A 12,345-nucleotide genomic window follows, 5' to 3' on the forward strand; every position below is an offset into this window, starting at 1 on the left:
CAACGGCCGTGCCCCCCATGAAAAAAGCTGCTGGCCTTGTCAGGCTCAGCAGCTTTTGCGATGGGGTGGGCTGGCGTCAGTGCGCCATCAAGGACAGGCAGGCGTCGAGCTGCTCGGTGGGCAGGCGGCGGAAATCCGAACGCGCAAAGCGCTGCAGGCGGCCGATAAGGAAGGACATCAGCACGCTGGAGCGCACATTGGCATCCACGGTGGGCGTAGCCGATGCATCGCCGCCGGGCACCACGCGCAGGCACTGGCGCAAGGTGGTCTCGATGCGCTCGAAGAACTGCTGCATGCGCTGCTGCAGGCGGGGGTTTTCGGACTGCAGCGCATCGCCCAGCATCACGCGCACCATGCCGGGGTTGCGCTCGCCAAACTGCAGCACCATGGCCACGACCCGGTGGGCCTGCGCAATGCCCTGCTCCACGGTCTTGGCGGGGTCCGGCACATCGCGGCCGGTGATCTGCACGGCCAGGCTGTAGACGGACTGCTCGATGAACTCGATCAGGCCTTCGTACATCTGGGCCTTGCTGGCAAAGTGGCGGTAGAGGGCCGCCTCGCTGATCGACATTTGCGCGGCCAGTGCCGCCGTGGTGATGCGGTCTGCGCCTGGCTGCTCCAGCATGGCCGCCAGCGTCTGCAGAATCTGGATTCGACGCTCTCCGGGTTTTGGACGTTTACGGGTAGGTGCCGGGTTAGCGGCTTCTAGCGGCGCATCGACGAGGTCGGCGGCGAAAGAAGATTCTTGATCAGACATGCGTTGAATATGAGGCTGCACCCGACGCAGTCTCCCAACACCGCCAGGTATTTTTTATTGATAAAAGTAAGGCACTCGCCTCACAGGTTGCCAGCGCAACCTTGGGCCCTCTGTAACATCTTACTGCAAAAGAACTGCAGAAAAATGATAAAAATCATGTGCATTGCTAGATGCACAAATCAATTACGCAATCAAATGTATCAATAACTACGAATCATTGTTCCGTAGGCTGTGTCGGTCAAAATTTCGAGCAGCATCGCGTGTGGCACGCGGCCATCGACAATATGCACGGCATTGACACCGCTCTTGGCGGCATCGATGGCGCCGGCCAATTTAGGCAGCATACCACCCGAGATGGTGCCGTCCTCAATGAGGTCATCGATCTGGCGCGAGGTCAATTCGGTCAGCAGCTGGCCTTGCTTGTCGAGCACGCCGGGGATGTTGGTCAACAGCATCAGCTTTTCGGCCTGCAGCACGGTGGCCAACTTGCTGGCCACCACATCGGCATTGATGTTGTAGCTCTCGTTGTTCTCGCCAAAGCCAATCGGGCTCACCACGGGAATGAAGGCGTCATCCTGCAGCGCCTTGACCACGCTGGGGTCGATGGACAGGATGTCGCCGACCTGGCCGACATCGTGCTCGACCGACGGATCCTTGTTGTCCTTGAGCTTGAGCTTCTGGGCGCGGATCAGGCCGCCATCACGGCCCGTCAAGCCCACGGCCTTGCCGCCAGCCTGGTTGATCAGGCCCACGATGTCCTGCTGCACTTCGCCGGCCAGCACCCATTCGACCACTTCCATGGTTTCGGAGTCGGTCACGCGCATGCCCTGCACGAACTTGCCTTCCTTGCCCAGGCGCTTCAAGGCGTTCTCGATCTGCGGGCCACCGCCGTGCACCACCACAGGGTTGATGCCCACCAGCTTGAGCAGCACCACGTCTTCGGCAAAGTCGGCCTGCAGGTCGGGGTCGGTCATGGCGTTGCCGCCGTACTTGATGACCATGGTCTTGCCATGGAACTTGCGGATGTAGGGCAGTGCCTGCGCCAGAATTTCAGCCTTGTCGCGCGGGGCAATGGAGAGAGAAGGAGTCGTCATGGTTGCAGGCCTTTACAGCAGCGGAGAAGATGCAAAACGCGCATTGTGCCCCAAAGTGCCGCCTGCCTGCTGATCAGCGAATCCAGCCTGGTAGCTTGAAGCGCACGATCACCAGATAGGCAGCGACATAGGAGACACAGAACAGCGCACAGAAACCGATGAGAATATAGGTGTTGCGCCAGAACAGGACCGCCGGCACCACGGTGAGCAAAGTGAACGCCCACAAATACGGCGCGGTCCGGTTATTGCGGCGCAGCATGCGGCGTGCGGCGTTTTCATCGAGCACGCTGCGCACGATGCGGCGATAGATCAGCTGGTGCAGGTGCAGCGCGTCGGCCATGCCCGGCGAGTCGCCGCGCGCGAGCTTGCGGTAGATGGAAAACATGGTCTCCCAGACCGGATAGATGAGCAGCAGCATCGGGAACCAGGGCGAGACGATGGGGTGGCGCTGCACCAGGGTAATGCTGCAAAAGGCGATCACGATGCCCCAGACATAGGCGCCGCCATCGCCGGCAAAGAGCTGGCCCATGGGGTAGTTCCAGAACATGAAGCCCAGGGTGGCCGCTGCGGTGATCACCAGGATGGCCGCCAGCTCGCGGTCGCCCAGCTGCAGCGCCACATGGGTAAGCGCCGCGCAGATGATGACCGCCACCATGCCGGCCAGGCCGTTGTAGCCATCGATGATGTTGAAGGCATGGGGCAGGCCGGCAATGGCCAGCACGGCCAGCGCCATGCCCAGCCAGGGCGCGGCGCTCAGCGCCGTATCGAGCCAGACCAGGCCCATGCGCGGCACGGTCATGCCCAGCAGGTAGACGGCCAGCAGGCCGGTCAGCAGGGTCAGCACCAGGCGGTAGCGCACCGTCATGCGCTGGGTCATGTCCTCGGCAATACCGCCAGCCACCGCAGGCAGCATCGCCATGAAGAAATACAGCACCCACTGGTTCCAGTGCAGTGCATTGCCGTAGTAGCCCCACCAGTTCTGCAGGCCGGCCACGCCCACCGTCAGCACCAGGCTGACAAACATGGCCAGACCGCCCAGCCGGGGGATGTTGCCCATATGGAAGCGCTGGGGCAAATCCTTGCCATAGCGTTTGGCATGGCCGCGCATGCGGCGCACGATGAAACCCGCGCCAATGAGCGTACAGAGAAAAGCGACCACTGCCAGGAAAATCATTATTCAGTCATCGTGAGTGCTGCCGTGGGGGTGCGCCGGAGCAAGGCCCGGGCGCGCCAAAAAACTGCCGAGGCCCACAGCCGCAGCAAGCTGCGAATATGCCACAAAGCATGGCGGGCCCGGCGGTGGCTGGCGCGCTGGCCGGCATGGCCTATCACGCAATCAGCACGCGCCAAGGTCCAGCCCGTCAGGCGCAGGCGCAGGCACAGATCCACATCCTCGCAGTACATGAAGTACGCGGTATTGAGCCCGCCAATGCCCTGCCAGACGGGGGTGGGCAGCAGCCACATCGCGCCATTGACCCATTCGGCCCGGGTCTCGCGCCGTTTGACCGCATAGCGGCGCAGCAGGGACCAGGGGGTGGGCAGCTCCCGCTCGCTGTCCTGCAGCTGACCGTTTTCATCCACCTGCATCGGGTAGGCCAGGCCCACGCCCTGGCGCTGCAGCGCGCGCACCAGCGCGGGGAAGGGATTGCCGCCGCGCAGGTCCACATCCGGGTTCAGCACGCAGACCAGGGGCTCCGTCGCGCCCGCCAAGGCGGCATTATGGTTGGCCGAAAAGCCTTGCGGCACGCTGTTGTGGCGCAGCTCCAGCACAAAAGGCCAGCCGCCTGCAGGTGCCAGGGGCGCAGGCTCGGGCAGGTTCAAGGTCAGCACCACGCGGCTGACACCGTTGCCGCCAGCGCCGTGCAGCGCCAAGGCATCGAGCAGCTGCTGCACCATCGCCCCATGGCCATGGCTGACGACAGACAGGGCAATCGCGGGAATGGGCGGAGGCAAGGAGGTGGGGCTGGCGGACATCAGCGGGCATTATCCATCAGCGGCCCGCGCGGAAATCAGCCCAGCGCGCCAGTTGTAACAGCGCCTCAGTACAGGCGCAGCGCCAGCAGCACACGCAAGATCAAGGTGTCGACCTTGCTCATGCGCCAGTAATAGCGCTGGACTGACGCACGCAGCGCCGTCGTCCAGCTGCTGCGCGAGCGGATCAGCATGCGCAGCTGGCGGCGCTGGGCATCGGCCAGGTCGGCGCCATGGAGCCGGTCGAACTCGCTCAGCTGGTCGATCCAGCCCGGGCCCGCCTGGCGCAGCCGGCGCCAAAAGCGCTGCACGCGCGCCCATTGGCCCGCCAGGCCCTGCTTTTGCATGCCGATGGTGTTGCTGCCATGCTGGCGGTAGAGGATATGGCTCTCGCTGTCGAACACCACCTGGCCAAAAGCCGACACCACCAGGTAGGCCCACCAGTCATGCGCCAGGCAAAAGCCGGGGCGCTGCGCCAGCAGGCGCTCGCGCGCCGCGCGGTTGAGGGCCATCGTGCAACCGGTCGCAATGTTCTGCACCAGCGCATTGCCCCAACCAATGCAGCGGCGGTCGTAATCGGGCGAAGGGCCGATGGGCTGCAGATCGCTGTCCACATACTGGGTGCGCGAGCAGTAGAGCGCAGCGCCCTGTTCGCCTTCCAGCAGCGCCAGCGCGCGGTTCACCTTGCTGGGCAGCCAGACGTCATCCTGGTCACAGAAGAAATAGAAGCCATAGCCCGCGCCCACGTTTTGCAATAATTCGTAAAAACTAGCTACAAAACCAAAGTTCTCGCCGGCCTGGATGTGGATGTTGGGATGGATGCTGGCATAGCGCCGGACAATAGCCAGGCTCTGGTCACTGGAGCCGTCATCGCGCACCCAGATATCGCAACCCGCATGGCTTTGCGCCAGCAGGGAATCGAGCTGCGCAGGCAGAAACCGCTCGCCGTTGTATGTAGACAATAGAATTGCCACACGATTTTGCTTGTCAGTCATTCATCTTTCACCTGCATCTGCAGGCCTATCTCGGCAGAATTCCTACCCATTCCCATATCCATGACCCGCGAACACCACGTCTACACCCGCCACATCGATCTCCAGCAGCGCAGCTCGCTGTCCGTGCTGGCGAACAAGATACCGCCGGGCGCCCGTGTGCTCGATCTGGGCTGCGGCCCCGGCGTGCTGGGCCAGTACCTGCACGAGCACAAGGCCTGCACCCTCGATGGTGTGACGTTCAGCGCCGAGGAGGCCGCGCTCGCCAGGCCGTATTATCGCGATCTGGCCGTGGCCGATCTGGAACAGATCAACCTGGCGGAGGCTTTTACGCGGCGTCAGTATGACTATATCGTCTGCGCCGATGTTCTGGAGCACCTGCGCCAGCCCGAGCAACTGCTGGCCGACTGCCGCGATCTGCTGGCAGAAAACGGCGAAATCCTGGTCTCGATCCCCAACGCCGGCTACTGCGGCCTGGTGATGGAGCTGATGCAGGGCGAGCTGCGCTACCGCGAAGAAGGCCTGCTCGACGCCACCCACCTGCGCTTTTTCACCCGCCAGTCGCTGCTGCGGCTGATGCAAGCGGGCCAGTGGAGCGTGCAGTCGATCGAGACCATCGACCGCCCGCTCGACGAATCCGAATTTGCCCGCACCACCGCCGACAGCCTGCCGCCCGCCGTGATGCGCTACCTGCTGGCCCAGCCCGATGCGCTGGCCTACCAGTTCATCTGCAGCATCCGGCCCAGCAGCGATGCCGCTGCCGCCCAGGCCCATGCGCTGTTGGCGATCGAGAGCGAGGACAACACAGCGCATGCCAGCTTCACCACCAACCTGTACTGGGCCGATGCCGGCCAGTTCAGCGAATCGCACAAGCTGATTGCCAAGGGCCAGATTGGCGCCCTGCAGCAGAGCATTCGCTTTGCGCTGCCCCGCTTTGACAGCGCCCAACCCAGCCTGCGCTGGGACCCGGCCGACCGTCCCGGCTTTTTGCACCTGCATGCGATGCGCCTCTATGACGCCAGCGGCGCGCTGCGCTGGCGCTGGGACGCCGACCAGCCCGAAGCGCTGGCCCAGGTGCCGCACAGCCAGATCAGCTGGCAGCCGGCCCCCGCCACCGCGCCGGGCAGCACCCTGCTGTTGCTGACCGGCGATGACCCGCACCTGCACCTGCCGATTGCGCCAGCACTGCTGCAGGACTGCCTGCAGACCGAGGGCGCCGTGCTCGAAGTGAGCCTGGGTTGGCCCATGTCCGCCGACTACGCCGCGCTGGCCGATAGCGCCCAGGAGCTGCAGGCCCGCATCCGCCATGCCGACACCGAGGTTCTGCGCGCCCAGCAGGCCCAGGCCGATGCCCACACCCAGCTGCGCCTGCTGCAGGCCCATATGCAGGCGCAGAAAGACAACCTGGAAGCCGCGATTGCCCAGCAGCAAGAACATATCCAGGGCCAGCAGACCCATATCGGCAACCTGCAAACCCATCTGGGCAATATCGAGGCCTCGGAGGCCTACCGCGTGGGCCAGAAACTGGCCAGCGCCAAGGCCCGGTTGCGCGGCCGGCCTGCGCCCGCCCCGGCCGTCGTGCATGTGCCCGAGCCAGAGCCTGTGCAGGATGCAGTGCAAGCAGTCGATGCAGCGGAGATGATGGCTGAGGTGCAGGATGAGACCCTGCTCGCCGTCGTGGTCGAGGAAGCAGCGCCCGCTGACACCCTGGCCGAGCCGGTGCGCCCGCTGGCAGCCGCCCAGCCCGCGGCCATGGTCGACATCATCGTCCCGGTGTACCGGGGCCTGGGCGATACGCAGCGTTGCCTGCAATCGGTGCTGCAGGCGGCTACGCAAACCAACAGCCAGCTGGTGGTGATCAATGACGCCAGCCCCGAGCCGGAATTGACCGCCTGGCTGCGCGAGCTGGCCCAGCAGGACAGCCGTGTGCAGCTGCTGGAGAACGACAGCAACCTGGGCTTTGTGGCCACCGTCAACCGCGGCATGGCGCTCAACCCCAGCCATGATGTGCTGCTGCTCAACAGCGACACGGAGGTGTCGCACGAATGGCTGGACCGCCTGCACCGGGCGGCCTACAGCGCCACCGACGTGGGCAGCGTCACGCCGCTGTCCAACAACGCAACGATCTGCAGCTACCCGCGCTTTTGCGAAAAGAATGCGCTGCCGGCCGACGCCGATCTGCTGCGCCTGAACCACCTAGCCGCCAGCGCCAATGCCGGGCAGACGGTCGAAGTGCCCACCGGCGTGGGCTTTTGCATGTACATCCGCCGCGACTGCCTGGCGCAGACCGGCCTGTTTGATGTGGCGCATTTCGGCAAGGGCTACGGCGAAGAGAACGACTTTTGCATGCGCGCCCATGACCTGGGCTGGCGCCATCTGCTGGCGCTGGACAGCGTGGTGCTGCACACCGGCGGCGTCAGCTTTGGCGACAGCAAGACGCCGCGCGAGCAGGCCGCCTACCAGACCCTGCTGCAGCTGCACCCCCGCTACGACAGCCTGGTGCAAGCGCACCTCAAGGCCAACCCGGCCCAGGCTGCGCGCAATGCCATCGACAAGGCGCGCCTGCGCCAGCACCCGCTGCCGCGCGTGCTGATGGTGCTGCACAACGCCGGCGGCGGCACGCTGCGCCATGTCAAGGAGCTGGCCCACAGCCTGCGCGACCGCGCGGTATCGCTGGCCCTGACCCCGCTGGAAGACAACTACATCCGCCTGCAGTGGCTCGATGCCGCCGAAGGCTATGACGAGGAGTTCCACTGGCCTACGCAATCGGAAGCGCTGGTGGCACTGCTGCGCGAGCTGGGCGTGAGCCATGTCCACTTCCACCACCTGATGGGGCTGAACCTGGAAGTGATGCGCCTGCCCGAGCTGCTGGGTGTGCGCTATGACTTCACCGCCCACGACTACTACGCGATCTGCCCGCAGATCAACCTGATGGAGCCCACCCACAACCCGCGCTATGCAGCCTTGGGTGTGCCGCAGTGCCCGCAGTGCTCGGGCGCCGAGCCGGCGCCGACTGGCGAGTACATCGATGCCTGGCGCATGCGCCACCGCCTGTTCCTGAACCAGGCGCGCTATGTGCTCGCGCCCAGCAAGGATGCGGCACTGCGCATGCACCAGTACTTCCCCGATGCGCCAGTGCGCTATGTCACGCACCATGACATCCCCGATGCCGCCTCGCTGCCTGTTCCCAAGGGCCAGCCGCTGGCGCCCCATGCCCATCTGCGCGTCTTTATCCTCGGCGGCGTCAGCCTGGCCAAGGGGGGCGATGTGATGGAAGCCGTAGCGCTGGCCGCCGCCCAAAGCGAAGCGCCTGTCGAGCTGCACCTGCTGGGCTACCCGCACCGCCGCATGCGCACCCAGCCCCATGCCAGCCTGACCATCCATGGCCCCTATGACGATGCCGACCTGCCCGCGCTGATGGCGCGCCTCCAGCCCGATGTGGTCTGGTTCCCGGCGCTGTGGCCCGAGACCTATAGCTACACCTTGAGCGCCTGCCTGCAGGCGGGGGTGCCGGTGATCGCGCCCGATATCGGCGCCTTCCCCGAACGCCTGGCAGGCCGCCCCTGGACCTGGCTGCGCCCCTGGAGCACCTCGGCCGACGAATGGCTGGCGCTGATGCAGGACATCCGCCAGCACCAGTACGTTGACGGCCAGCCACCGCTGCCGGCGCCGGCGGCTGCGGTCGACCTGAAGGCCCAGTACCTGCAGCCCTGGAGCTACGGACACGATTACCTGACGGGCCTGCGCCAGTCTGCCAATTAAATAAAATGCGCCAATAGTGCTTGCAAATCAAGCACCCACCGCTACAAAAAACAAAGAGCCACTCCTTGTCATCCACTCTCTCTACCTTGCGCAAGCTGCCTCATAAGCTGCGCCAGCTGGGCCGCAGCCTGTACCTGCTGGCCGCCGATCCACGCCAGTTGGGCAGCAACAGCCGCCGGCTCTGGCGCGCCTGGCGCACGGGCGGCACCCAGATGCTCAAGCACCAGCTGCTGTCCTTGGGCCACCCTGATGCACCCACCGTGCCCGTTGCCCCCACCGATGCCTGGCAGGACTACCAGCAGCGCTTGGCCAGCGAGGTGCTGCCCGTGCTGCGCGCCGAGATTGCCGCGTTAAAGCAGCCGGTCAGCATCTCCATTCTGGTTCCCACCTACAACACCGACCCGGCCATGCTCACCGCGATGGTTGACTCGGTGCGCGCCCAGATCTACCCGCACTGGGAGCTGTGCATCGCCGACGATGCCTCCACCCAACCCCATGTGCGCACCATGCTGCAAGAACTGGCCGCGCAGGAGCCGCGCATCAAGCTGCATCTGGGCGAGACCAACCATGGCGTATCGCATGCCAGCAACCGGGCGCTGGCCTTGGCCACGTCTCCGTTTGTCGTACTGCTCGACCATGACGACCTGCTCCAGCCCCAGGCCATCTACCGCGTCGCGCAAAGCGTCATGGCCGATGACTCGGACATGCTGTACTCGGACGAAGTGCTGGTCAGCCCCGATGGCAAAGAGGTGCTGCAGTACTTCCACCGCCCGGCCTTCTCGCCCGAATACCTGCGCAGCCACCCCTATATCGTGCACATGGTGGGCTTTCGCACCGCGCTGCTGCGCAGCCTGGGTGGCTTTGACGAGGCCTTGGGCATATCGCAGGACTACGACCTGATTCTGCGGGTCAGCGAAGCGGCCAGCCGCATCGTGCACCTGCCGGAGATCCTCTACCAATGGCGCACCCACACCGGCTCAGCCGGCCACGACAAGATGGCCCAGGTGATGAGCACATCGACCGCCGTACTGCAGCGCCACCTGGACCGCAGCGGCGTGGCGGCGCGCTCGGCCCCCGGGGTGTCGTTCAACTTCTTTGAAACACAGCACCAGATCGCCGATGGCCAGCGCGTGGCCATCATCATCCCGACCAAGAACTACGGCAGCCTCGTGCGCCAGTGCGTGGACAGCATCCGCGCCACCGTGCAGCATGCCGCCTATGACCTGATCGTGATCGACCATGCATCGACCGAGCAGGCCAGCCTCGACTACTTTGCGCAACTGGAGCAAGAAGGCACTGCCACCGTGCTGCGCTACCAGGGCCCCTTCAATTTCTCGGCGATCAACAACTGGGCGGTGCGCCAACTGACCCGGCCGTATAGCCACTACCTGTTCTGCAACAACGACATCGAGGCACTGGAGAGCGGCTGGCTGGAGCACATGCTGTCGCAGTGCCAGGACCCGAGCGTGGGCATGGTGGGCGCGCAGCTGCTCTACCCCGACCGCACCTCGATCCAGCACGCCGGAGTCTGCGTGGGCGCCTTTGGCATCGCCGAGCACTATGGCAAGTTCTTGAAGCTGCCGCCCGACCGCGTCGATATCGCCTTCATGGGCCGTTTGGTAAGCACGCACGAGGTATCGGCCGTGACCGCTGCGTGCCTGTTGATGCGCAAGGAAACCTTTGATGCCATCGACGGCTATGACGAAAAGCTGGCCGTGGGCTTTGGCGATGTGGACCTGTGCCTGCGCAGCTTGCAGCTAGGCTGGCGCGTGTTGTACTGCCCGCAGGCCACCTTGGTGCACCATGAGTCGATCACCCGGGGCAAGGCCGAAGGCTACGACCCGCACCCCGAGGATTCGGCGCTGTTCGCCAGCCGCTGGCGCGATTTTCTGGACCAGGGCGATCCCTACTTCCACCCCGCATTTGAAGTGCGCCATACCTGCTGGCTGGTGCGCACGCCGCTGCACTGTGAGGCCTCGATCAACCGCCGGCTCTTTAGCCGCAGCGGCCTGGGCCAGCGCATGCAGCGCCTGAGTTACAGCGCCAGCGTCTCGGCACCGCTGCAGCCGGCAGCAGCTGCGGCAGGCACCCAACCCGCCGCCTGACGGAAAACTGGCCGGGGCCTTCAGCAGGCTGCCGGCCAGCGGTCAAACGGGGCGCTGCAGCAGCAAAAAGATCTCGTTGTTGGTCAACACCTCACGCGGGTACTGCGCCAGCAAGGCCTCGGGCACCGGAGCGGGCTCATAGTGGCGGCGCTCCTCGCGCGCCACCGTAAAGCCCGCCTCCTTGGCCAGCGCCACCAGCTCATCGGCGGTCAGGCGGTTGAGCTCCTGGTATTCCTTGAACACAAAGCGCTTGTAGCCCTCCGGCCCAAAATCGGCAAAGCCAAAGTCCACCTCATCGGGGCTGAGTTCGCCGTCGTAGGCTTCAATCACCTTCCAGAGCGCATCCTCGTCCACCAGCAAGTGGTGCCAAGCCACATCGTCATAACGGCGTAGGTGCGAGCCAAAGGCGGAGTAGAACAGCGGCTCCATCTGCAAGAAGAAATGCCCGCCGGGCTTGAGGCAGGCCAGCAGGTCTTTCAGGATGGGCAGCAGCTGGTCGCGCTGCACATGCTCAAAGGTCGACCAGCTCATGATGCCGTCATAGAGCGGCGCCTGGCCAGCCAGCGGCGCGCTGGGCGTGATGGTCTGAAAACTCAGCGCTGCCGGAATGCGCTGCATGCCCAGTTGCTCCTGCGCAATGCGGGGCAGCTTGGCGTATTCCTGGCGCACATCGATGCCATGGATGGCCCCGGCGCCATGGCGCAGCACCAAGGCCAGATCAGTGATGCCATCGCCGCAGCCAAACTGCAGCAGCCGGGCGGTACTTACATCCATCACCGGGCTGAGCCACTGTGCCACCACATCGGATGCGTAGTGAAAGTGAGAACGGAACCACTCGTCGGTAATTCGGCTGTCGTCAAAGTCAGGCAGGCCCAGCAGCTTTTCACGCAATTGCGCCAGGCGGCGCATACGGCTTCCGCGGTTCATGATGGCTTTCGCAGAACGTACACGTCCTGGTGGTTCCAGAACTGCACGGGTGAGAAATATTCGAGCTTGTCGGCGCCCGCGGTCTCGGCAATGCGGGCGCGCACAAAGGCTTCGGTCGTGAAGGCCGTGCCGTACTCGTTCGGGTCGATCGCGTTCGACTCGCTCGACGGTGCAAAGAAAAATCCCTCGTCGTCGAGCGGCACGCTGTCAAACCGGGCCGCCTTGATGCCATGCGTGCTGAACACCAAGATCCCGCCCGGAGACACTTGGTTGTACAACACCTGCAGCCAACGGCTCCAAGTGCTGCGCGGCAGGTGGCTGAACAGCGACAAGACAAAGACTGTGTCGTACTGGCGCGGCGCCACCAACTGCTCAGGGACGCTGGCAGAGACAAAGCCCTGCACGCCAAAGGTGCGCATCGCAAAATCTACCGCATCGTTCACCACATCGGACACCGTCACCTTGTCCGGCCCCAGCAGATGGGCCAGATGGCGGGTAAAGCGGCCATGGCCGCTGGCAAACTCCAGAAAATGCTGGCTCTGCACCAACGGCTGGCCGACTCGCTCCATCACCGTCATCAGCTCGGCCAAGGTACGCCAGCCATCAGCCAGGTAATCGCGCAGCGGGTTGTTGCTGCTGGCGTGGCCGGCAAAAAAGCCAAAAATATCATCAGCCGAGGAAATCGTGCAGTCCAGGCCAAAGATGTTGCGAAACGAGCCAGTCAGCCCGTGCTGCTC

The 12,345-nt window shown here is 64.4% G+C and carries 9 protein-coding genes; 2 read left to right on the forward strand and 7 right to left on the reverse strand.

Going from position 1 to position 12,345, the window contains the following annotated elements; all coding sequences use genetic code 11:
• Nucleotides 1-76: 76 nt before the first annotated feature.
• From slmA to H928_RS0125035, 5 genes are all read right to left on the reverse strand, one after another.
• On the reverse strand, nt 77-757 hold the full coding sequence (slmA, locus tag H928_RS0125010) for a nucleoid occlusion factor SlmA (RefSeq protein WP_021028954.1): 681 nt from the start codon (nt 755-757) through the stop codon (nt 77-79).
• 200 nt (nt 758-957) lie between these two features.
• Nucleotides 958-1,851 carry an acetylglutamate kinase gene (argB, locus tag H928_RS0125020; protein WP_021028955.1) on the reverse strand — a complete coding sequence of 298 codons (894 nt, stop codon included), beginning with the start codon at nt 1,849-1,851 and terminating at the stop codon, nt 958-960.
• 73 nt (nt 1,852-1,924) lie between these two features.
• The gene (locus tag H928_RS0125025) at nt 1,925-3,025 is read right to left on the reverse strand and encodes a glycosyltransferase family 4 protein (RefSeq protein ID WP_021028956.1); all 1,101 of its coding nucleotides are present in this window, start codon (nt 3,023-3,025) and stop codon (nt 1,925-1,927) included.
• Complete coding sequence (locus tag H928_RS0125030; RefSeq protein ID WP_021028957.1) at nt 3,025-3,825, reverse strand: glycosyltransferase family 2 protein; 801 nt, start codon at nt 3,823-3,825, stop codon at nt 3,025-3,027. Before H928_RS0125030 ends, H928_RS0125025 begins: the two co-directional genes overlap by 1 nt.
• Before the next feature lie 65 nt (nt 3,826-3,890).
• On the reverse strand, nt 3,891-4,784 hold the full coding sequence (locus H928_RS0125035) for a glycosyltransferase family 2 protein (protein WP_052330245.1): 894 nt from the start codon (nt 4,782-4,784) through the stop codon (nt 3,891-3,893).
• Between the two features lie 93 nt (nt 4,785-4,877).
• Between H928_RS0125035 and H928_RS32675 the strand changes: the two genes are divergently transcribed.
• Both H928_RS32675 and H928_RS29865 read left to right on the forward strand, forming a co-directional pair.
• Complete coding sequence (locus H928_RS32675) at nt 4,878-8,576, forward strand: methyltransferase domain-containing protein (protein ID WP_021028959.1); 3,699 nt, start codon at nt 4,878-4,880, stop codon at nt 8,574-8,576.
• 65 nt (nt 8,577-8,641) lie between these two features.
• The gene (locus H928_RS29865) at nt 8,642-10,681 is read left to right on the forward strand and encodes a glycosyltransferase family 2 protein (RefSeq protein WP_148293324.1); all 2,040 of its coding nucleotides are present in this window, start codon (nt 8,642-8,644) and stop codon (nt 10,679-10,681) included.
• A gap of 42 nt (nt 10,682-10,723) precedes the next feature.
• Here H928_RS29865 and H928_RS0125050 read toward each other — a convergent pair whose 3' ends face one another.
• Together H928_RS0125050 and H928_RS29870 are read right to left on the reverse strand one after the other, a co-directional pair.
• Complete coding sequence (locus H928_RS0125050) at nt 10,724-11,590, reverse strand: bifunctional 2-polyprenyl-6-hydroxyphenol methylase/3-demethylubiquinol 3-O-methyltransferase UbiG (RefSeq protein ID WP_021028961.1); 867 nt, start codon at nt 11,588-11,590, stop codon at nt 10,724-10,726.
• A gap of 14 nt (nt 11,591-11,604) precedes the next feature.
• Nucleotides 11,605-12,345, reverse strand: a 741-nt coding sequence (locus H928_RS29870; RefSeq protein ID WP_239645080.1) for a bifunctional 2-polyprenyl-6-hydroxyphenol methylase/3-demethylubiquinol 3-O-methyltransferase UbiG, incomplete at its 5' end; no start/stop codon positions are given.

The organism is Comamonas sp. B-9 (assembly GCF_000410635.1).
GTDB lineage: Bacteria > Pseudomonadota > Gammaproteobacteria > Burkholderiales > Burkholderiaceae_C > Comamonas.

Excerpts from the sequence above, each read along its gene's own strand:
- slmA (WP_021028954.1), bottom strand. The coding sequence starts at position 757 with ATGTCTGATCAAGAATCTTCTTTCGCCGCCGACCTCGTCGATGCGCCG.
- argB (WP_021028955.1), bottom strand. The coding sequence starts at position 1,851 with ATGACGACTCCTTCTCTCTCCATTGCCCCGCGCGACAAGGCTGAAATT.
- H928_RS0125025 (WP_021028956.1), bottom strand. The coding sequence starts at position 3,025 with ATGATTTTCCTGGCAGTGGTCGCTTTTCTCTGTACGCTCATTGGCGCG.
- H928_RS0125030 (WP_021028957.1), bottom strand. The coding sequence starts at position 3,825 with ATGTCCGCCAGCCCCACCTCCTTGCCTCCGCCCATTCCCGCGATTGCC.
- H928_RS32675 (WP_021028959.1), top strand. The coding sequence starts at position 4,878 with ATGACCCGCGAACACCACGTCTACACCCGCCACATCGATCTCCAGCAG.
- H928_RS0125050 (WP_021028961.1), bottom strand. The coding sequence starts at position 11,590 with ATGCGCCGCCTGGCGCAATTGCGTGAAAAGCTGCTGGGCCTGCCTGAC.